Annotated in this window: 16 protein-coding genes; 2 read left to right on the top strand and 14 right to left on the bottom strand. The window is 62.6% G+C overall.

The genetic code is table 11. The annotated features are described in order from the left end of the window. Positions 1 to 220: 220 nt before the first annotated feature. From HS053_RS21365 to mobC, 3 genes are read right to left on the bottom strand one after another with little or no spacing between them, the layout of a single operon-like run. The gene (locus HS053_RS21365) at positions 221 to 2,170 is read right to left on the bottom strand and encodes a type IV secretory system conjugative DNA transfer family protein (RefSeq protein WP_233093073.1); all 1,950 of its coding nucleotides are present in this window, start codon (positions 2,168 to 2,170) and stop codon (positions 221 to 223) included. Next, the gene (locus tag HS053_RS21360) at positions 2,163 to 4,538 is read right to left on the bottom strand and encodes a relaxase/mobilization nuclease domain-containing protein (protein WP_174213262.1); all 2,376 of its coding nucleotides are present in this window, start codon (positions 4,536 to 4,538) and stop codon (positions 2,163 to 2,165) included. The genes HS053_RS21365 and HS053_RS21360 overlap by 8 nt, the downstream gene beginning before the upstream one ends. Further along, a complete protein-coding gene (gene mobC, locus HS053_RS21355; RefSeq protein WP_174213261.1) occupies positions 4,525 to 5,112 on the bottom strand; it encodes a plasmid mobilization relaxosome protein MobC in 588 nt (195 codons plus the stop codon). Before mobC ends, HS053_RS21360 begins: the two co-directional genes overlap by 14 nt. A 512-nt stretch (positions 5,113 to 5,624) precedes the next feature. Between mobC and HS053_RS21350 the strand changes: the two genes are divergently transcribed. Together HS053_RS21350 and HS053_RS21345 are read left to right on the top strand one after the other, a co-directional pair. Then, entirely contained in the window at positions 5,625 to 6,323 is a 699-nt protein-coding gene (locus HS053_RS21350; RefSeq protein WP_347233366.1) for a nucleotide-binding protein, read from the top strand. A gap of 7 nt (positions 6,324 to 6,330) precedes the next feature. After that, a complete protein-coding gene (locus tag HS053_RS21345) occupies positions 6,331 to 6,888 on the top strand; it encodes a hypothetical protein (protein ID WP_174213259.1) in 558 nt (185 codons plus the stop codon). 8 nt (positions 6,889 to 6,896) lie between these two features. Here HS053_RS21345 and HS053_RS21340 read toward each other — a convergent pair whose 3' ends face one another. From HS053_RS21340 to HS053_RS21290, 11 genes are all read right to left on the bottom strand, one after another. Beyond that, positions 6,897 to 7,580: a helix-turn-helix transcriptional regulator gene (locus tag HS053_RS21340; protein ID WP_174213258.1), complete on the bottom strand. Its 684-nt coding sequence runs from the start codon at positions 7,578 to 7,580 to the stop codon at positions 6,897 to 6,899. A 692-nt stretch (positions 7,581 to 8,272) separates the two neighbouring features. Then, entirely contained in the window at positions 8,273 to 9,220 is a 948-nt protein-coding gene (locus HS053_RS21335; RefSeq protein WP_174213257.1) for a LysR family transcriptional regulator, read from the bottom strand. Positions 9,221 to 9,340: 120 nt separating this feature from the next. Beyond that, positions 9,341 to 10,267: a DUF2493 domain-containing protein gene (locus tag HS053_RS21330; RefSeq protein WP_174213256.1), complete on the bottom strand. Its 927-nt coding sequence runs from the start codon at positions 10,265 to 10,267 to the stop codon at positions 9,341 to 9,343. Between the two features lie 351 nt (positions 10,268 to 10,618). After that, positions 10,619 to 11,662, bottom strand: coding sequence for a DUF7146 domain-containing protein (locus HS053_RS21325; RefSeq protein ID WP_174213255.1), 1,044 nt, complete (start codon positions 11,660 to 11,662; stop codon positions 10,619 to 10,621). Further along, complete coding sequence (locus HS053_RS21320) at positions 11,662 to 15,981, bottom strand: strawberry notch family protein (RefSeq protein ID WP_198838871.1); 4,320 nt, start codon at positions 15,979 to 15,981, stop codon at positions 11,662 to 11,664. The genes HS053_RS21325 and HS053_RS21320 overlap by 1 nt, the downstream gene beginning before the upstream one ends. 398 nt (positions 15,982 to 16,379) lie before the next feature. Beyond that, complete coding sequence (locus HS053_RS21315; RefSeq protein WP_174213253.1) at positions 16,380 to 16,718, bottom strand: DUF6616 family protein; 339 nt, start codon at positions 16,716 to 16,718, stop codon at positions 16,380 to 16,382. Between the two features lie 20 nt (positions 16,719 to 16,738). Then, positions 16,739 to 17,485, bottom strand: coding sequence for a DNA alkylation repair protein (locus HS053_RS21310; protein WP_174213252.1), 747 nt, complete (start codon positions 17,483 to 17,485; stop codon positions 16,739 to 16,741). A gap of 26 nt (positions 17,486 to 17,511) precedes the next feature. Further along, the gene (locus HS053_RS21305) at positions 17,512 to 18,042 is read right to left on the bottom strand and encodes a MarR family winged helix-turn-helix transcriptional regulator (protein ID WP_174213251.1); all 531 of its coding nucleotides are present in this window, start codon (positions 18,040 to 18,042) and stop codon (positions 17,512 to 17,514) included. Between the two features lie 215 nt (positions 18,043 to 18,257). Continuing rightward, complete coding sequence (locus HS053_RS21300) at positions 18,258 to 18,581, bottom strand: DUF736 domain-containing protein (protein WP_174213250.1); 324 nt, start codon at positions 18,579 to 18,581, stop codon at positions 18,258 to 18,260. A 651-nt stretch (positions 18,582 to 19,232) separates the two neighbouring features. After that, entirely contained in the window at positions 19,233 to 19,523 is a 291-nt protein-coding gene (locus HS053_RS21295) for a putative quinol monooxygenase (protein WP_174213249.1), read from the bottom strand. Between the two features lie 200 nt (positions 19,524 to 19,723). Beyond that, positions 19,724 to 20,368 carry an antitoxin of toxin-antitoxin stability system gene (locus HS053_RS21290; RefSeq protein ID WP_174213248.1) on the bottom strand — a complete coding sequence of 215 codons (645 nt, stop codon included), beginning with the start codon at positions 20,366 to 20,368 and terminating at the stop codon, positions 19,724 to 19,726. Between the last annotated feature and the right edge of the window lie 214 nt (positions 20,369 to 20,582).

Below are 20,582 nucleotides of genomic sequence, written 5' to 3'. Positions count from 1 at the left end.
TACGACCGCTGCCCGATCCTCTTCCTCTCCGCCTGCGCCCTCGCCGCGACTGTCATCTATTGGTTGTGAGTCCTGACCCTAGAAGGTTCAGGAATTCTGGACTCATCAACGGCCATGTTGCTTGCAGCTGAACTTCCCGACCCTTGCATGCTGTGTTCCCGGTTAGCGCTTCTCATACCCAACCTGGAACTGCATGTGGTGCCCGTATGGGATGCTCGCCTCAGGGTGTGATCCCTGCGTGATTGGCGATAATATCTGCGGCTTTAAGGACAGCTCTCTCGACCGCAAGTTTACTGTCATCAGTCCGACGGAAGGCCAAAGGCTCAAGGCGGATCGGCGTCAGGGCTCGTACAATCGCGTCACGTCGACTAGGTGCACGCAATTTGGGATCCGAGACGGTATTAGCTCCTGCTGTCGGGAGAAGATCATTGCCTCGCATTTGACCTACGGCTTCCAGTCTTCGGGATAGGAGTCCCACAGCATCTTCTGCCTCCTTTAGCCGGGAATCGTACCGCAGCTTCTCAGCATCAGGATACGGATAGCTACCCCACTGACCTTTATGGGGCAGTTGGAGTACAGGATCTTCGTAATACTTGATCCGCCGGGCCCGGATCGGCATTTGCGCATCGACCACGAGGATGACTTCATCAAGGTCAAGACGCCGCGCCTCATCCTCGTTCAACAGAGGCGTTTCCTCAGTGCGTTCCGTCACGCTGCGGCCTTCAAACGGGTTGCGCCCAACAGAGCGGGACCGCGTCACCACACGCTTCGTTGTTTTCCCCACCGCCTGGCTCAACTCCTCGATGGTCTTCTGATCCGATGGTGTGAGGTAGAGTTTGACCCCTGCCCCACCCTGCAGGGACCGGCGGGTATTCTCACCATAGATCTCGTCCAGCGCCGGGATGGTCTGGGTAACGATGGCGAGGTTGCCGCCGAAGGAGCGTAGCGTCTTGATGCTTTCGGCCACGATCGGCATCTTCCCGAGCCGGTCGAACTCATCGAGCATGATCATCACTGGCCAGGGTTCGTCTTCCCTCGGCTCGGCCGCCTGAAGCGATGCGATCAAATCCGAAAAAAACAGCCGGATGAGCGGCGCGAGGGGCCGGATCATCTCGGATTCCACCGCTAGATAGATGGAGTGCGGCTGACGACGGATATCCCGGAAGGAAAAATCCGATGTCGCCGTTGCCCGGTCAATTGCCGGATTGTCCCAGGTATCCAGGCCCGAGGTCATAAGGAGCGAGAGATAGGAGGTGAGGGTATCGTTGTTGGTGGAAGCCATGCGCTCGAAGATCAGCCTAGCCGAGGGGCTCTTCACCTCATGGGCGCGCTTGAGATACTCCTTCTGCTTGTCGCCTCCCGAGGCGGTGATGCGGTAGATCTCGCCGATGGTCGGAATCCCGCGCTCGAAGGCCAGAAGCCCGGCGGCCACAAATAGGTCGATCCCGCCAGCAAGCAAACCGTTCAGTTTCTCGTTGTCGGTCTGGAGGAAGAGCTTCGCGGTCAGCTTCAACTCCATCTGTTGCCGGTCGGAGTTGGTCATCGCCGCAATCCTCGCCAGCGGATTGTAGCGGTGCGTCGGGCGCTCCCAATCCGTTGGAGCGAAGCGGAAAACCTTGTCGCCCAAGGAGGCGCGGAATCGCGCGGTTTCGCGGAAGTTCTCGCCCTTGACGTCGAGCACCACGGCGGAACCGCGATAGGTGAGCAGGTTCGGGATCACGAAGCCGACGCCTTTGCCGCGCCCGGTTGGGGCTACGACCAGCGCATGCGGAAAGGTCTTTGAGACAATGAAGGGCTTCTTCGACTTCGGGGGGCCCATCTTGCCAAGAAGGAATCCGGCACCGGGTTTTGCGAAGAAGCCGTTGCGCTTCATCTCTGAGCGAGTTTGCCAATGGGTCAGTCCGAACCGGGTCAGCGCATCGCCCAGCATGGTCGCGGTGAGCAGAAGCGCCAGCAGGCCGGATCCGGCGATGATGCCATTGACCCAGAGAAAATCCTGCGGGGCCGTGTTGCGTAGGGCCAGCCAGTTTCGGGCCAGCAGCGTCAGGTCGAGGCTGCGGGTGGAGTGGCCATATTGCAGGACGAAGTAGAGCGTCGCCAGCACATAGCCGATGATCAGGCCCAGCAGGGTGAGTGTCGCGGCGGCGAAGGCCATCTTGCCCTTATCCATGGCGGATGCCTTTCTCGCCGTCGGTCTGGTTGTGCCGTAGATCGTCGCCATGGCGATCTTCCACGATCCGGTCCAAGACTCTGTCCATGGCCGGATCGCTGGCATGCACCTTGTTGGCCTCCAGCCAGACCTTCGCCAGTACAAGCTGCTGGCGCGGATTGTCGGTGATCGCCTCGAGGGCCTCGGCATCTCCGGATCGCAGAGCGCGAATATCCGCATCGGTCAGCCGGGCGTTGACCTGCTCGACCAGCCGCGCCTGCCCTGCCTCTGACAAGGGCCGGACCTCGCCCTGCCCCGCCTCGCGCAGGACCGCGATCAGTTCCGGGGCGGATTCGGCCATATGGCGGCGCTCGGCGTAGACTTGGCGCAAGCGATCCTCGCTCTCGACGGCGCGTTCGCTGATATAGTCACGCGATGCTCCCTCAGCATAAAGGTGGTCGATCTCACGCTGCACTGCGGCGCGGACCTCGTCCGCCGGCATCTCGGCACGGTAACGCGCCAGGGTTCTGGCCTCTTCGGTGATCGGGCCGATATCCCTGAACGGATCGCGCAGCGCGAGTTCCATGTCGCCGATATGCAAGCCGCGGTCCGCTTCCCTAACTCCGGATTTCGGGGGCTGGATGACATCGGTCGCCTTCTCCCACGCCATGGCTGCGAGTTCCGCATGCTGGGGCGAGCGCTGAGCGAAGCGGTCGAAGGCCACCGTAGCCTCGGCCACGCCCTTCTCGCCAGCCCGACGGGCCCGCGGATCATCGGAGTAGGAATAGCTGAAGTCAGTCCGCTCGAACTGATAGACCAGCGCCCGGAACTCCTGACGCTCGGCCGGACTGTAGATGTCGGGCTCGCGGCCCCCACCCGCCGCATTATCCACCTCTGCCCGGTGCACGGCACGGTCAGAGGCCCGCGCCCTATTCTCCCTTTCCGGTTCTTCCCGCTCCACCTGCTCGACGGCCCTCAACACTCGCGCCTCGGTCAGGACATCTCCGAGCTTGCCATGGACAGCCTCCAGCCGATCCATCGCCTGATCGCGCTGTACCTCATCGCGCAGGTCCAACCCTTCCTTTCCGGCAATTGCCCGCAAATCCTGTGCGAGCCATTGCTGTTCCAGCGCGGCATTGCCTGCACCCTCGCGCATCCGGGCCAGAACCGCATCGCTGTCGATGCCGGTGCCCTGCACCGCCTCTGTGATGCGGGTTCTGAGAGCAGGGTCGTCCAACTGATCCCGATGCGCCTCCACAAGGTTCGGGGCGGCATAGATCCCGTCGCGGGACGCGGGTTCGTGCAAAGTGTCGGACCGCTCGCCGAGCGGCTGCAGGTGTGAGACCTCGCGCAGCACATCGGTCAGTTTTCGCTCGATCACCGGGCGCTCGGTTGCCGGAGCCCGCTCGATCAGATCCTCGATCTGCCGAACATTCTGCGTGAACCGGTCGATCAACTCGTCAAAGTCATGAACATCTTCACTCATATACAACACTCCGTCTGACTGGATACTTGCGCCCCGGGCCAACAGATCCCCTGCCCGGGTCAGGGCTTCCGCTACATCATGGAAGTTCGAACGCGAGGCCTCGGCCGCGAGACCTCGATAAATCGCGGCATTGCGCGCGACCTCGGCCAGGGCGCGGTCAAGGTCAGGGCCGGTGCGCGGGCGTTCAGCCGCCACCCTACCCTCTGCCTCGGCCTTGCGGATCTCCGTCTCGTTGGCCGCGCGGGTCAGCACGCCCCGGTCCAGCCGCCGTGTCGCCTCGAGCCGCAGCCCGTGGCGCTCGGCCGCCTCGACCATGGCCTCGCGGAAGGCGTCATAGCTGAAGTGATGGTCCTTCCCGAGGAAGAACATCTCCCCGTCCTTGCTGCGACGGTTCAGCACGATATGGGCATGGGGATGGGCGCGGTCCTCATGGATTGCAGCGATGTAGTCGAAGCGGGCACCATCGCTCTCAAAGAAGCGCTCGCAGATTTCGCGGGTGATCTCGCGCACCTCGGTTCTGCGGGTGCCGATGGGAAAGGCCATCAGGAGATGCGAGGTATGGCCCAGCTTCGGCGCGTGGCGCTCGTTCCACTGGTTCTCGAAGCGCCGCGCCACCCGTTCGATCTCGCCGGGCGAGAGCACTTTCTTGCCATCATGGGTGCCTCGGGAATCTAGGATGAAGCTCGACTTGGTGGTGAGGTAGGAGAGCTGGGCGCGTAGCTGTGCCCCGGTATGGCAGCCGCCCTGGCGGATCGGCTTGAAGATCGCCGGCGAATGGCCGCGCGCGGCCCGCACCATCTGCGCGCGTTTGCCAAACCCGCCCGAGGCAGAGCCTGAGACCTTGCTCCAGCCTCGATCGAAGAGCGCAGGATTGATCGCCCGGACGGCGTCAGCGCGGGCCATCGCGCACCTCCGCCACCAGGGGCGCCAACGCCTGGCTGACCTCCAGTTCCAACGCGCGGCGGCGGTTGCGCGCCAGCTCTTGAATCTGGTCGGACATATCGAAGACCAGACCTGCCAGCGCCCGGATCTCCGCCTGCTCAGGCACCGAAAGCTTCGCCACCTCACCCCTGACCCGGCCCTCATTCAGGCGGCGGGCAATCTGGTTGATGTTGTTGCCGACCCGGTTCAGCGCCGCGCCAAGGCCGCGCAGCTCTTCTGTCATGTATTCGTCCGGGGCCAGGAGATCATCTGCAGCCATCACGAAACGTCTCAGCGCATCGGTGCGGTGAGTGATCCCGCGTCGTGACAGGCTGGCGTCGAAAGCCCTCAGCTCGGCTTCGCTGACCCGCAGGTTCAGCACGCGGGTCCGACTTCCGTTCGAGATACGGCGACCGCTGGCATGGTTCACCGCATTGTAGACCGACACGACGCTGACGCCGTAGCGCGATGCCAACTCCCTCGCAGACACGCCTTCCGACCGCTCTTTGGCGATGCGCAGACGCTCCTCCTCGGTCAGTCGACGGGCCTTGGCCATTGTAAAGAAAACGCTCCTATTTCTTGCCAGAATCGTACAGGCCCGCCGACTCCCAGCACAAGCGGAGTCGGGCCTACGGGCCTGTACTCATTATGAAAAACCGCCCCCGAGGGGCGGATTCACGGTGTCTGCACAATGCGTCACGTCCTATGCGATCTGCATCCCGTCTTCTGGAACGTGCGCCCCGTCCTCTGCCGTTTGCGGTACGTTTTCTGCGGTCTGCGCCACGTCATCTGCAATACGGGATATGCGCTCTGGACCCTGCATCACGCCCCCTGCGTCCTGCATTCTGCACAATGGAAAGTGCCGGTAGGGGAATGGGAGCTGCTATCCGCCATCTGCGTGACGCGCTCTGATTTCTGGAGAGTGCGCCACGTTCTCTGCGATCTGGTAATTGCGCTATGCGGTCTGCATTCTGCTTGACCCGGCATGAAATGCTGCCTAGTCAATAATATTGTATCGTGTCGATTCAGTATTTATGTTGGTGTGCCATGGCGAGTGACTCTCTGCGTGTGATCGCGACCATGGCCCGCAAAGGTGGGTCAGGCAAGACGACCCTGAGCCGGGCACTCGTCAGCGCTGCTGCTGCAGCGGGTCGCCGTGTCACCCTGATCGACAGCGACAGTACTGGCGCCTTCGCGTCCTGGTACAAGCGTGCGGTAGCCAGTGGCTATGGATCGCCCTTGCTGACCCTGGTCAGGGCTGAGAGTGTCGAGACCATAGGCCGCGCCATCGATCACGCCTATGAGCATAACCTTGCGGATCTCATCTTCGTCGACACGGCCGGTGTTGGCGCGGAATGGTCGGACGGCGTCGCAGTGCTGGCGGATCATCTGGTCACGCCGGTCATGCTCTCGACAACAGATCTCGATGTCGGCGAGCAGACGGCGACCTGGTTCGAAAACCTCCGCAACCGCGTCGACGACCCAAGCGCCCTGCCCCGCCATCACGTTGTGCTGAACATGGTCGATCCCAGACCGACCAAGGCCGATGCCGAGTTGATCGCGCGGGCGGTCAGCCGCTTCCCCGTCATCGAGACCGTGATGATGCGTCGCAAGGCCTACAAAGACATGGACCAACTGGGCCTGCTGCACGCCATCGCGCTGGAACGGCAGAACGACCCTAACCCGCTGATGAAACCGCATGTCCGACCGATTGTCGAAGCGCTGGAAGAGGCGGTCGATATCCTCAACGACATTCTCGCGGGGTAAGGCAACCATGGTGCGCAAACGCATTCCCCTCGTTACACGACCTGACCCGGACTATTCGGCCAGCCTGTCCCCGCATGGCCCGCGCCCGGATTCCGCAAGCAGCCTGCCCGAAAGCCCAATAAGCGTTGATACCGCTGAGCAAATGCCGGACGCAGGGCGGACCATCGGGCCGGATCCCGTTGCCCAGCCGGATCGGATGGCATCTTCAATCCAGATCGACGTGCGCGCCACCGCCCTCGACCGTCAGGCAGCGGCGCTGTCAGCCTGCGGGATCGCACCGGCGCAGGTCATTCGTGCTGCCCTGCGCAGGGCCGTGAAGCGGTGGACCCTCTGCCCGACTTATATGCCGCCTGCCCCGCACAAGCGTGCGGGCGATACCAGTTGGACTGCCAGGACCAGCGTGGCTGTCCCCGCTGCCGTATTCGACCGTCTTCAGGCGACACAGGACCCGCTTGGCGTCTGCAGCCGCTGGTCTCTGGTCCGTGGCCAGTTGGAACCCTTGATATGGGAGGAGATCGACGCGCTCCTGGACACGCTGCAGGATGACCATCCTTCTGCCGGCTGAACCCGCTTTCAATCCCGGGATCGCCGACCTTTCGGTCCCCGATCAGGCCGGTTCAGGATCAAGCCGCGGCGGGTGGCAATCGCCACAGCATGGACCGAGTTCTTCGCCCCAAGGATCATGCGCGCCCGTTCCAGCCGCTTCTTGACGGTCTCGGGGCTGATCCCGCGTTTGCGCGCAATCTGCTTGTAGGAGAGGCCGAGCGCCATGTCATCGATCATGTCGAGCTCGCTCCCCGACAGTTCCCGGTTTGCCCCGATCCGGGTGAGGATATGCCCGAGGATATGCTCAACCCCCTCCAACTCGCTGTCGGTCAGCTCCCGGTCTTCGCGGGCGCAGAAGAGAAAGCTCAGCAGCGCAGGTCGCCCCGGATCATGCCGCGAGGCCCCGCCACCGTAACACAGGCCGTGCCGTTTCGCGCTCTCCATCACCTGCGCCCCGGCTGCCGTGATGGACGACGGTTCCAGATCACTCCAGCGCATCCTGCCGGTGTTGGTCCGCGCCCAGTGGTTGACCGGATCAAGCAGGGCAAATTGTCCGTCCCGGTATTGGATTAGCCACGGCTCAGGGAAGGTGGAGACATAGTACTCCGGCGCCAATCCCCTCAGATGAATAACAAGTGAGTAGCCGCTGGTCCCGATCTGGCGCAACCGCGCGTCCAGCGCCGGCATTTCCGTCATGAGTTTCCAAACCATTTCCCCCTCCCGCAGGTGTGGGAATACAACCTGCCACCTTACCCCAACGGGTATCCGCATGGAGAAGTCGCACCCGTTGTGACAGGTTGTGATCAAGCTTGTTCCGTTTCAACTCTCGGGTGACGAACCCCCCTTGATGCAAAGCGCCAAACTCAGGGACATTCGCCACTCTCTCTTTACTTAGATATGGTTATGAGTAAGATGCGCCACGAACATGAGCCTGCCCCTCAAACGCCCAAATATGAACCACGCGAAGCTAAGCTATGCGCGCATCCAGTGGCAAAGCTTAGAGATAGAAAGACGCAGCGCTTAGTGGGCTTTCTGTACAAGTGGAACACCGGCGAGCACATGCCAGCTTGGCTGGACAAACCCTGCCCTAACGCATTGCAAGAACCTCTTGTTGAGAAGCGCTGACGCCGCTGCAGACGTGGGATGCAGCGCATCACTTTTTTCACAGGCTGTTCGTACGTCAGATCGGCATCGATTGTTCGGGGTTCCCGACATCTGATGTCTAATAGCATCGAGCAACGCAGCACGCAGACTCCGCGGGTCATACAACTAAGGAGCTACCGCGTAGTGGGCTATTCATGAACAAGCCGAGCTGAAGTCGCGTGCTGCTTGCAGTACCCGTTTGCCCCTTCAGCGACGCCTGGGTTATAACGTCCCATGCCGGCGTCTCTTCGCGCGCCCAACTATCGAGTGAAAATAGCCAAATCTGAGCCAGACTTAGTAAAACGCGCAAGGCCAAGAGCTTCAGAAATTAATTGACCGACCCAATCGGAAACGACGCGAACGCGGTAGGGCATCTGTCGCCTATGAGGCCATACTAGCGAAACCGGGATAGACGGCGCAGAAAAGTCGCTCAAAATCTCGACAAGTTCACCACGGTTTATAAACCCGGAAACCTCGTAGGCTGGAGCGCGGACAATACCGACGCCGGCGAGCGCACAAGCAAGCAGAGAATCCGCACTGTTCACGCTCACACGTGACCTGAGAGGTGGTGAGATCAAGTTTGTGCCATCCAAAGACCCCCAGTCCAGAGGACGACCGGTGGAAGGAGATATCAAACCAACTTCGACATGACCGGCGAGCTGTCGCATGTCGGTAGGTATTCCGTATCGCTTCAGGTAGCTCGGACTGGCTACAGTCACGAGGCGGACATCACCAACACGCCTTGCTACCAGATCACTGTCAGCAAGAAGCCCGAACCTCACAGAGATGTCCACCCCCTCGGCAACAAGGTCTAGCAACCTGTCGCTACCGCCGAGTTCAATATGCAATTCAGGATAGGCACCAATTAGCGTCGGCAGTGCCGGGGCGAGTATCGTGCTGCTAACGCGCGCCGGCGCATCAATTCGTACCCTGCCTGTCACATTGCTTTGCTTGCCGCGAAATAAGGCCTCTACCTCTTCCATATCGTTGATCAAATGCCGGGCACACACATATAACGCTTCGCCATCATGCGTAGCTCGTACACTTCGCGTACTACGATGAAACATCCTAGCGCCAAAGCGCATCTCAAGATCCTGGATCGCCGCCGAGACCACGGACCGGGAAATATCCAAATCAGCAGCAGCTCGGGAAAAGCTCCGGGTCTCCAGAACCCGCACGAAAATACGCAGCAAATCGATCCTGTCCATGGCCAATGGTCAAAGACGCTACCCGGGTTAGTCAAGAGGCAACCAACTCTTACCCCGTTCACAAGCTGGGGACGAGCCAAGGGCAATCACGGCAGGGTGCGTCAAGTGGATTGGCGACGCTTACGCGCCGCCCCTCGCCATGCGGTAGACGGGGATACCCATCTTGCGAGCTTTGTCGGCCAGGTTTTCCTGGATGCCGGTGCCGGGGAAGATGATGACACCGATCGGCAGGCAGTCGAGCATCTGGTCATTGCGCTTGAAGGGTGCGGCCTTGGCGTGTTTGGTCCAATCGGGCTTGAAAGCGACCTGCGGCACCTTGCGGTTGCTGGCCCAGGTGGCGGCAATGCGCTCGGCCCCCTTCGGGCTGCCGCCATGCATCAGCACCATGTCCGGATGCTTGGCGTGGATCTGATCGAGACGATCCCAGATCGTGCGGTGATCGGTAGTGTCGCCGCCCGAGAAGGCAACTTTCGGCCCCGGCGGCACCAGCATTTCGGTCTCGGCGATCTTCTTGGCGGCGAGAAAGTCGCGGCTGTCGATCATGGCTGCCGTCAGATGGCGATGGTTGGTGCGTGAGCCCGAACGCGGTGCCCAATGGGTGCCGGTCACGCGCAGGAAGATGTCGGCGGCGGTTTCGCGGAAGAGTTCCAGGCTTTCGCGACGCTCGATCAGGTTGCCACCGATGCCGATCAGGCTCTCGAGTTGGACGGATTTCACCTCGCTGCCATCCTGTTCCCGCTGGAGGCGTTTCTGCGCCTGCTCGTTGTCATCGAGCTTGCGCTCGATCCGTTCCGCAGCGCGGTGGAACGTGTTGACGGTCGACCAGAGGATTTCGTCGAGGTCGAAGTCGAGGTTGGTATCAGCCATGGTGGAAATGAGAGCGTCGAAGATGTCAGAGACCGCGGTCTGGATGGCCTGGTCTTCGGGTGTGGGCCGGGGATCTGCCTCGCCCTCGGCAGGACGGTAGCCATAGAGTTGCATGTCTTCGATGATATGGCCGGTCGGGGAGATGGTGTGATCGGGTTCGAACTGATCCTGGGCATACATGGGATGCATCCTTCGGCTTGGACCGCGACCGTCGCGGCCTTCTGGCGACGACAAGCCCACGGGCGCTCCGGCCGGGCAGCCCGCGCCTTCGCGGGCCTTGATGGCAAAGCCCGGCTGATTTGCCTCGCGATGTAAAGGCGGGGAAGACGGGGCCCCCACGCGACCTGTCGCGTGGGGTGGTTTTCTCGCCGACGGAAATCAGTCGGGCGCCGCCATTGCCGGGCTGGAGCGTTTGTGGGCCGCTCGCCCTCTGAGAAGGCCAAGGCGCGGTCCTCTTGCCGAAGGGGTTGCCTCCCCTGATTGCCCGGGCAGGCGCCAGACCGCCCGATCACCCTCCCCACTCCCGGCGGATCAGCGAAGTGTCATGAAGCGGCTGACGTCTTCAGGGGCGAGTTGCCCCCGGACCTGCGCCCGAAGCGCCTCCAGACCCGGCCCCATGAGATCGTCGTTGAAATCCCCCAACATGGGCGAGAGCGTGATGGCCTCGATGCCGATCTCATGTGCCCGGGCGATCAGGCTGTCCCGCGCCCCTTCACCGGCCGGATCATTGTCGCGGATGATATAGAGCCTGCGCAGACCCGACGGGAACAGGATGGCTGCGAGATGTGCGGCCGACAGCGCCGAGACCATCGGCATCGTTGGCATGATCTGGCGGAGCGAGATTACAGTCTCGATGCCCTCCCCTGCCGCCATGATATCCTGCGCGCGACCAAATCGGACCGCGTGGCCGAGCAGATCCCCCATCGCCTTGCGGGCTGGGTCGAGAGGCGCTTTCCCGCTGCCATCGCGGGCGAGCCAGGTACGGTGGACGCCGGTGAGTTTGCCGTCGAGGTCGGTGACTTTCGCGATCAGTGCGGGCCAGGTCTCGGTCGGACCTTCGCCCTCCGGACGATAATAGCAGTCAGGGTGAAAGCGGAGACTATCAGTGCCGCGCAAATCGGTCAGGCCACGGGTCCGCAGATAGGTGCCGGCGAGTGAGCCCCGAATGGGACCGGACATGCGCCAGAGACGTTCTGCCGGTTCAGATGATCCTGAAGGGGATGGTGCCGATCTGCGCGTCTTCCCCTCTGGTGCCGGTTCCAGTTGCGGCAGGCTAAGGAACCGCCGAGCTTCCTTAGCGGCTGCGGTGAAATCGGCGAGCCCGAGGCTTTCGCGAATAACGTCGAGCAGATCGCCGTGTTCGCCATTCTGGCCATCGGTCCACTTACCCGCTGCGCCCTTGCCGGATGCTGGACCGGTAAGGCGGACGAACATCGACCGCCCAGGCGCGTTGCGCACATCGCCGACCTGCCAGTAGTTGCCCTCTTTGCGGCCGTTCGAGAGATAGTACCGGCACACCGCCTCGGCCTGTTGGCCGAGACGCTGCGACAGATCGGCGGCATCGATGCGGGCCATCACGCCGCCTCGCGCTCGGTGATACGGCTGATCGGATAGATCGCGAGCAGCTTACCGAGGATCGCGGTGCCGTGTTCCCCAACGGGCACGAAGAAGCGAAGCTTCCAGGAGATAATCTCGCTAAAGAGGCCCCAGGCCCGCAGTCGGTCGCGCATCACCTCGGTGAACCCGGTCAGTTCGATCCGGTTCGCGCCCATGACTTTTGAGCGGCGCAATTGCAGCCCCTCCTCCAGATCGAGGATCGTGCGACCGTCGAGAAGTGCAGCATAGGCCTGATCCGGGGTCAGGCTCACCGCGACACTGGTCGTGGCATTGGACGCCCATGCAGGCGAGACCCGGCGACCGATGATACGTTCGCCCGCATCCGTCTGGAGGCGGTAGACGCGGGTCTCATCCGGCGGCAAGCGCTTCCAGACCGGCAAAAGCAGGCCCGATACCACATGCAGAGTTGCGTCGGAAAACTCCGGCACATCAGCGACCTCGGCCCGCCATGCGGCCGCGAAGGTCTTCCTGTCGGTCTCAACCCAAAGGGTGTCACTCATCATCCTGACTGACATGCTGAAGGCTTCCATCGGTCGGATCAAGCGCACACGCCGTTCGATCTCGCCATCGTCAAGCATGATCGAAGTGGTCGGCACCTGCACCGCCGCCCGGTTTGAGCGGCTGTTTATCAGCAGTACCGCGCGCGGATCATCCAGTTCTTCCAGTGCGGCATCAAGGAGAAGCGGCTTGTTGCGCCGCCGTTCGGTGATGGTCAGAAGCCGGGTCTCCGCCCCGGTGCCGGGATGGGTATAGATCACCTGCCGGTCAGTGACGGTGAAGCTCTCGGCCTTCAACGTCTCAAGGCCCAGATCATAGATGCCGGCGGCTATCGCACCCTCGACCTTCGCCTCCAGCAGCTGCTCAAAGGCCGTGAAGAGCACGCCCTGCAACTCGATGGTCAGCGCCAACAGGCGGTTGAGGAAGGTGGTGATCGGCGGCAACTCATCCTTCATGCCATTGCTGTCCATCAGCTTCAGCCCGGTGGCGGCCTCGAACCGTTCCAGCGAGCAGCCCTCCACTTTGCCCCGCACAAGGAGAAGATAGAGCTGGCGCAAAGCGGCACGAGCATAGGGGCTTTCGAGATTGTCCTCCGGCCGGAACAGCCCCTGCCCGCCAGTCTGGCGCTGGCCGCGGGTGATCGCGCCGAGTGTGTCGAGGCGCCGCGCGATCGTGCTGAGAAACCGTTTCTCCGCCTTCACATCCGTGGCGATTGGCCGGAACAGGGGCGGCTGCGCTTGATTGGTGCGGTTGGTGCGCCCCAGACCCTGAATGGCGGCATCGGCCTTCCAACCCGGCTCCAGCAGATAGTGCACCCGCAGCCGCTGGTTTCGCGCGGAAAGCTCGGCGTGGTAGCTGCGCCCGGTGCCACCTGCATCCGAGAAGACCAGGATACGCTTCTGGTCATCCATGAAAGCCGAGGTCTCCGCCAGATTGGCCGAAGCGGCGCGGTTCTCGACTGCCAACCGTGCCGCCGGACCTTCGCCCTTACGGACGATCCGCCGCGAGCGCCCCGTGACCTCTGCCACCTTCTCGGTCCCGAAATGCTGCACGATCTGGTCGAGCGCGCCCGGCACCGGCGGCAGGCCGGCCAGATGCTCGATCATCGCATCGCGCCGGGAAACGGCCTCGCGGCTTTCGACGGGCTGGCCATCCCGGAACACCGGACGCGAGCTGATATTTCCCTCGCCATCGCTGAACGGCTCGTAGAGCTGCACCGGGAAGGAATGCTGCAGGTAGCTCATGACATACTCGCGCGGCGAGAGGTCGGTATTCAGGTCATTCCAGTCCTCGGTCGGGATCTCGGCCAGCCGCCTATCCATCAGCGCCTCGCCGGTCGAGACAATCTGGATGACAGCCGCGTGGCCCGCCGCCAGATCCGCCGAGATCGAACGCAAGAGCGTCGGCGTCTTCATTGAGGTCAACAGATGGCCAAAAAAGCGCTGCTTCGTGCTCTCGAAGGCGGATCGGGCAGCGGATTTGGCCTGGCGGTTCAGCGTGCCGTCCGAGCCGGTGATGTTTGCGGCCTCCATCGCCGCATCAAGGTTGTTGTGGATGACGGCGAAGGCCCCGGCATAGGAATCGTAGATCCGGCGCTGCTCATCGGTCAGCTGATGCTCGATCAGCTCGTATTCGACGCCATCATAGGACAGGGACCGCGCGGTATAGAGGCCGAGCGAGCGCAGATCCCGCGCCAGCACCTCCATGGCTGCGACGCCCCCGGCCTCGATCGCTTCGACGAACTCGGCCCGAGTGGCGAAGGGGAAATCCTCGCCGCCCCAGAGGCCGAGGCGTTGTGCATAGGCGAGATTGTGGACGGTCGTGGCCCCGGTGGCCGAGACATAGACCACCCGGGCATCGGGCAGGGCGTGCTGAAGCCGCAGACCCGCCCGGCCCTGTTGCGAGGCCACGACATCACCGCGCTCGCCCTTGCCGCCAGCGGCATTCTGCATCGCGTGGCTCTCGTCGAAGATGATGACCCCGTCGAAATCCGATCCGAGCCAGTCAGTGATCTGCCGCACCCGCGATGCCTTCTCGCCGCGCTCATCGGAGCGCAGCGTGGCATAGGTGGTGAACAGGATCCCTTCCGAGAGCGTGATGGCCTTGCCTTGCGCGAAACGCGACAGTGGCGTGATCAGCAGTTTCTCCTGCCCAAGCGCGGACCAGTCGCGCTGCGCATCCTCGATCAGCTTGTCGGATTTGGAGATCCAGACCGCCTTGCGCCGCCCGCGCAGCCAGTTGTCGAGGATGATCCCCGCCGATTGCCGCCCCTTGCCCGCACCGGTACCATCGCCAAGCATGAAGCCGCGCCGGAACCGCACGGCACCTGCGGCACCGGCCGGTGCGGCGCTGACCTTGTCCAGGGTCTCGTCGAGGGTCCAGGATCCTGCAAGATGATCGGAATGGGCCTCACCGGCATAGATCAGGGTTTCCAGTTGGGCGTCGGACAGGCGGGTGCAAATGTCAGCGGGCAGCAGTGGCCAGTAGGAGGGACGTGGCGGCGCGACCGAGGCCATGGCGGCGGATTGCACCAGCTTCGTCGGATGCGGGGCCGCGCCGGGAATCCGAATCGATTGCAGCGTGTATTCCTCGTAGATCGCGTCCGAGAGCCGCGCGGCTTCGGGCGGGGTCCAGTCGATCGTCTCATAGGTCAGCTCAACGGCATTCGGGCTGACATGAATGATCGGGAGAGGTTGCGAAGAACGCGCTCGAGCGAGATGGGATCGAACCGATCTGGCGGCTGCCGGTGCAGCCAGCGCCGCAGGCTTCGGGAGATCGACCGGCGGACGGGACGGCACCTGCGTCGCGATCCAGTCGAGCAGAGTGGCAACATCGGGGGCCATGCCGGAAGAGGCCGGGAAGGACGAAGGGTTCTCGGCAGGAACCTTGTCGATCACCGTAAGGCGCGTGTCGAAACTCGTGCCGTGTTTTGCATAGACCGCTCCATTGATGGCGGCGGTGAAGACCACGCGGCCGCTCTCCTGCATACGGATGAAGGCTTCCCGCCAAGCGGGGGCTTCGGGGCCAAAGCCCGCACCGGTGATGGTAGCCAGACGCCCGCCAGGAGCAAGGCGGGCCAATGCCGAGGCGATATGGCGGAAAGCGGCATCGGAAACCCTGCCAGTGACGTTGGCCAGCGCGGAGAAAGGCGGGTTCATCAGTACCACCGAAGGCACGATCTCAGCATCGAGATGGTCGTGGACCTGGGCCGCATCGAAACGGGTGACGGAAAGGGCCGGGAAGAGGAGCGAGAGCAGATCGCCGCGGGTTTCGGCCAATTCGTTCAAAGCGAGACTGCCGCCAGAAATCTCTGCGAGGATCGCCAGAAGGCCTGTGCCTGCCGAGGGTTCCAGAACGACATCAACCGGTGTGATCGCTGCTGCGGTCAGAGCGGCAAGGCCGAGGGGCAGCGGCGTGCTGAATTGTTGCAGCGCCTGGCTTTCCTCGGAGCGGCGGGTGTGGCTCGGCAACAGGCCTGAGATCTTCGAGAGTGCTGCAAGTCGGGAACCCGGCGTGGCGGCTTTGCGGAAGATCGCCCGGCCGTATTTTCGCAGGAAGAGAACCGTGGCGACCTCGCAGGCCTCATAGGCCGTCTTCCAGTCCCAGGCACCGCTGGCGTCGGATGTGCCGAAGGCCTTTTGCATCGCGTCGCGCAAGATGCCAGCATCGACAGGCTGGCCGCGTTCGAGACGCGGCAGCAATGCCTGGGCCGCGGCAAGGATCGCGGCCGCGCCGGAGCCAAAGGCAGGCGCTTTGGGCGCGACCGGCGCTTGCGCCATGGTCGCGGGAGACAGATCGTTCATCGGGGAGAACCTCAGGAGAGCAGAACAGCGGGATGGCCCCGCCAGCGCTCTCTCTCACCTGCCGGGAACCACCCCCGTCCCGGCCGCTCTCTGTCTCTCCAGATCGATCCAGCACAGCCGGGCAGATTATCCGGTTCGGTTTCGGACCGGCCTGACCTTGCGTCAGGGATCATTGCCCGCATGGGGGGAGACGGCATCACCGGCTCCCGTCCGCAAGGACCTGAGCCCGGTCCCGGCCTTGCCGGGAGACGCCCGGTTCAGTTTGAGCCTGTTACTGTCACTGGCCCTCGGCGATCTGGAAGCTCTGACAGACATGGTTCCAAAGGACCGCGCAGCAGAGTAAATTGTCGCAAGTTTCGGGAATTTTGCGACGGTTAGAGCGCCGCGAGCTGCGCGAGGTGGCCGTTCAGATCGACGCCGGAGCCGGTCGCGTTGATCGTGTCGAAATAGTCATGCCACCCCGAAGCGGCGATGCCCGACACCAGGGCGTTCATTGCTGCCGCGTCGGGCGCACGCCAGATCGCAAAGAACTTTTGCGACGGGGCATGAAGGGTCGCGGCGTTCGTTTCACCCAGGGCAATCGCTTCCACGCCGAGGGCCGATAGCGAGCCCATGCCAGATCCAACGGCCTTGAAAAACTCTTGACGGCCGTTCTGGTCGAGCGCCAACCATGCGGTTTTAGGGGAATAGAGTTCAGCGAGATAGTGCGCCATAGAGGTGGTCCTTTCGTATGTCAGCCCTTGCGGTCGATGGAGCGCAGGGCGCGCTTGCAGATTCGGGTGGTTGAGGGGATGGCGCTTTCCGCTGACCATTGGGCGCAGAGCGAGCGCACCCAATCGGGCCGGTCCTTGCTGGCATCGTTCAGCCAGTTGCCAACGGAGTCCTGCACATAGGGGGCGGGATCGGCGCGGAGCGGTTCGAGGATCGGCAGTGCCTTTTCGGGAGATTGCCGCAGCGCGCCGAGATGGGCGCACCATACGCCGCGCGGCCGGGTTGCTTCGCTGGCGAAGCGCCGCAGGCGTTCGGACGGTTCGCCCGTCCAAGCGGCGAGCAGCGAAATCGCGTTGTCGAGATCGGCGGCGATATGCGGGCGAACGACCATCCATGACCATTCCCGCACCCCGAAATGGTGATCGTCCGCAAAGGGCTTGATTGCAGCGAGCCGGGCGGGAAGGGGCATGTCCTCGGCCGCGCCGATAGTGAAGCAAGCCCACCCGCGCACCGTGTCGGATACATGGCGGCGGAGTTCTTCCACGGCGATCATGCCACGCCGTTCATGGATCAGGCGCCCAGCCAATGCCATGCGCCGCGAAATGCCCTCGCCTGCCGCTTTCTGCATCGCTGCTATGGCATCTGCTGCGATTTCAGGCAGGGCGGCGCGCATTAGCACCGCAAAATCCACGGCCAGGCACTCGGTCAGCGTGGCGGCCTCGGTAACGCCGGCATTGAGCTGGCCGAGACGGGCAGGCTCAATATCCATCACACGTTTTCCCGACCGACCAGCATTCACCGGGGATCGCCAGCAGCAACGGCCGCGCTGTCCTTCGCCGGAATTGCCAAATTGCGCCAGACATGCCGCAGGAGGCCGCTAAGGGCTTCGCGCTCGTGCTGGTCGAAGCCCGCGAAAAGCGAGGCAATCCATTGGCTATGTTCGTTGAACAGATCGAGTGCCACCGCCTGCCCCTTGGCGGTGAGGCGCACCGACACCTTGCGTCGATCTTCCTTGTCTCCATGCCGGACAAGAAAGCCGTCGCGCTCCAATCCGTCGAGAAGGCCGGTAATCGTGGCGCGCGTGACGCCGGCGCGTTCGGCCAGCTCGTGCGGGGCCAGCCCTTCCGGCAGATCGCGCAGCAGGAACAGCAGCACGAATTTTCCTTCAGACAGGCGATGCGGCGCGAGGCGCGACGCGCAAGCCCGGTCAATGCCCGAGGCCAGCGCCAAGACCTCGAAACAGAGACGCATGTTGTCCGTGGCCGACTGTCCACGGCGCTGTGCCTCATTGAGCAATGCGAGATGTTTTTGTTCCAGTGTCGTCATGCGGCGGCATATAATATGTCGCCTAATTAAAAGTCAACATTGCGCAGCTTCGATAACCTGCAGCGATTTTCATGTCGAAGATCTTGTCTCAGGTGGTGTGGAGCTTGCGAAAAGGATGTCTTGCAGCGAATGGAGGCTTCGTCCCGCAAAACTGCCGGTCCAACCGGGAAGATCTTAAAGGCCCCGGTCCTTCGACCGGGGCCCTGGTTGGGGGGTTAGTCCCCCCGGCGGCTGTTGGGCCGCGACCAGATCAGGCTGTAGCTTTCGCCGTCCTCGTCATCGAAGAGGTTGGCGAAGATCGGGTGGCTGAAGCTCGGATCGTCCAGCTTCAGGCCCAGATACTCCCGCCCCTCGTTCGAGCGCTTCGTCCAGGCGGCGCCGATCTCCGCGCGGCCGACCAGGATCCGGTGCGAGGGCGCGTTCTCGCCCGTGGACCGCAGGTCGGGGACGATGCGCACGCCCTTGGCCTGCACGCTCAGGGTGACGATTTCGCCGGAGTATTCGTTGCCGGTCTTCTTGAAGGTGCCGATGGTCGCCATTGTCTGTCTCCATTCTCTCGTGTTCGGGCCCGCTCCAGTGCGGCCTCGATGGCGATCTAAAGGCCGGAGACAAAGGCCGGCGCAGTCCCGAACGGGATCCTGACAGCACAGGCAGGGCTTTCTTGACCCGCGAGGAATGACGGCAGGGCCGGCAGGGGAAGAAAGTCCCACGACGCTGTTGCGCCGAGACGTTGAGGCGCGCCTGCGCGCTGTTCTTCGGCCAGATCAGCCCATCACAGAGGACGCATGCGAGCGAGCCGCCACAGACAGGGAGACAGCGGCGATCCTGAAGGAACCAGCAGGAAGATCAGGCAGACAACGACCGGCAATGCTCACACCAGCGGCTGACGGACAGGCTTGCGCCATTTCCCCACCGACCTGCAGCTACGGCCGTGCAATTCCACACCGGATCCTGATCGGCCGCCGGAGCGGCGCAGGCCAAAGCAACGCTCGACAGGGAAGAGGAGCAGGGCCTGATGAGCGGTCCTGGTATGCTACCGATCTCAGCCTATCATGGTGATCAGGATGGCAGCGGCAGAGTCCACTGGCTCCTCAATTCCGGACGGGAGGACCCGCCCGTGACTTGGGAATGCTCCGTCGAAAGATCTGGCACCTGGTGAGAATGCAGCCCGCTCTTGCCGCAGTGTGTGCTCAGCCGGGCAACGCATCCATGAAAATGAACTTCGCGGGCTGTCTCTGATAGGCATTTATGAGCGGTACCAATCGCGTGAAGTGCTCCGACGCGCAATGGGCGTCAAGAGCAGCCCGATCTGGCCACTCCTCAATGAAGACAAAGTGCCCAGGATCCTTCTGATCGATGAAGAGATCATAGGCTATGCAGCGCTCTTCCCGGCGGGTCGCCTCCACCAGTTCACGATAGAGTGGCATCACGATCTCCAGCGCATCAGGATTGATAAAATCCTCTGCAATCACCTTGAGCATGCGAACGGTCCTTTCAGAAACAGGGCGCGGCCAGGGGAGAAGTCCCGGAAAGGGACGACGAACATCACATGAACCAACGCTACTCTCAGCCTATGATCGGCTGCAATGTTCACTTATTGTTCCGGCGGTCAGCCGAAGTCAACCTGACAGAATAGAATGGCCGCCAGGCGCCCCGACCGAGCGAGGGACACGTGCCAACGTCATCCGAAGCGGCGACCGGCCTCCGTGAAAGTATACTCATTGGCCGCGATGGTGTCATCGACCGCCTCGTCGGAGGACAGGTAGTTGTATTCGCGCTCCAGCTGGCGGTAGAGCCAGCGGGCCAGATCACGCAATGCTTCGATGACGGCATCTTCGGCATCGGCAGTCATGTCCTGATATATGGGGCTGTCTCGCTCGACCGAGATCGCCATGCAGTATTCGTGACAATAGTGGCCGCGATGGCTGGCCTCGGCGCGAAGCTGATAGAAGTTGCGCCGCTGGATCGCCTGCAGGGCCTCGGCGATGCGGTGCAGTTCCGCATCCTGTGGCGCATAGTCTCGGATCCGGCGGGGCGCTCCTTTCCGATAGGAATACCACGATTCAAAGCATGCTCCGTCACCTTGCGACCAGAAACCCCGGAACCAGATGCAGGGATCCTGCCGTGTGCCGCCGCCCATGAGGCGAACGGGCCGGGTTTTGAAGTCGAGGCCGAGGATTTCCGCGATGCGCTGGAAATCCTCATAGACGGCGTCATACCAGCCATAGTCAAATCCGCCCTCGCGATACCAGGCGCGGGCCTTGTCCCTCGCCGCCTCCGACAATTCGTCGAGGCGATAGACGGTGGTCTCGATCACCTCACTCATAGGGATTGCCTCCCTCCAGCACGGTGGACAGCCAGCCGTCGGTGTAAATCCAGTCCACCGTCTCACCGGTGGCAAGATCAAGGACGTGCGCGCCGCCGCCGAACCCGTCGACCCTCGGTCGGGAGCAGGTATTGGCGTATTATGCCGGGATCAGGATTATGCCGCATGGCCCTCCAGTCGACGAGAAGCATCGACTTGGCATACTGCCAGACCA

This window comes from Tabrizicola fusiformis (assembly GCF_013328815.1).
Taxonomy (GTDB): Bacteria; Pseudomonadota; Alphaproteobacteria; order Rhodobacterales; family Rhodobacteraceae; genus Fuscibacter.
This window is presented reverse-complemented; position numbering and strand designations above follow the sequence as displayed.

Coding starts and splice junctions, on each gene's coding strand:
- HS053_RS21365 (WP_233093073.1), bottom strand. CDS start 2,170: ATGGATAAGGGCAAGATGGCCTTCGCCGCCGCGACACTCACCCTGCTG.
- HS053_RS21360 (WP_174213262.1), bottom strand. CDS start 4,538: ATGGCCCGCGCTGACGCCGTCCGGGCGATCAATCCTGCGCTCTTCGAT.
- mobC (WP_174213261.1), bottom strand. CDS start 5,112: ATGGCCAAGGCCCGTCGACTGACCGAGGAGGAGCGTCTGCGCATCGCC.
- HS053_RS21345 (WP_174213259.1), top strand. CDS start 6,331: ATGGTGCGCAAACGCATTCCCCTCGTTACACGACCTGACCCGGACTAT.
- HS053_RS21340 (WP_174213258.1), bottom strand. CDS start 7,580: ATGGTTTGGAAACTCATGACGGAAATGCCGGCGCTGGACGCGCGGTTG.
- HS053_RS21335 (WP_174213257.1), bottom strand. CDS start 9,220: ATGGACAGGATCGATTTGCTGCGTATTTTCGTGCGGGTTCTGGAGACC.
- HS053_RS21330 (WP_174213256.1), bottom strand. CDS start 10,267: ATGTATGCCCAGGATCAGTTCGAACCCGATCACACCATCTCCCCGACC.
- HS053_RS21325 (WP_174213255.1), bottom strand. CDS start 11,662: ATGGCCCGCATCGATGCCGCCGATCTGTCGCAGCGTCTCGGCCAACAG.
- HS053_RS21320 (WP_198838871.1), bottom strand. CDS start 15,981: ATGGCGCAAGCGCCGGTCGCGCCCAAAGCGCCTGCCTTTGGCTCCGGC.
- HS053_RS21315 (WP_174213253.1), bottom strand. CDS start 16,718: ATGGCGCACTATCTCGCTGAACTCTATTCCCCTAAAACCGCATGGTTG.
- HS053_RS21310 (WP_174213252.1), bottom strand. CDS start 17,485: ATGGATATTGAGCCTGCCCGTCTCGGCCAGCTCAATGCCGGCGTTACC.
- HS053_RS21305 (WP_174213251.1), bottom strand. CDS start 18,042: ATGACGACACTGGAACAAAAACATCTCGCATTGCTCAATGAGGCACAG.
- HS053_RS21300 (WP_174213250.1), bottom strand. CDS start 18,581: ATGGCGACCATCGGCACCTTCAAGAAGACCGGCAACGAATACTCCGGC.
- HS053_RS21295 (WP_174213249.1), bottom strand. CDS start 19,523: ATGCTCAAGGTGATTGCAGAGGATTTTATCAATCCTGATGCGCTGGAG.
- HS053_RS21290 (WP_174213248.1), bottom strand. CDS start 20,368: ATGAGTGAGGTGATCGAGACCACCGTCTATCGCCTCGACGAATTGTCG.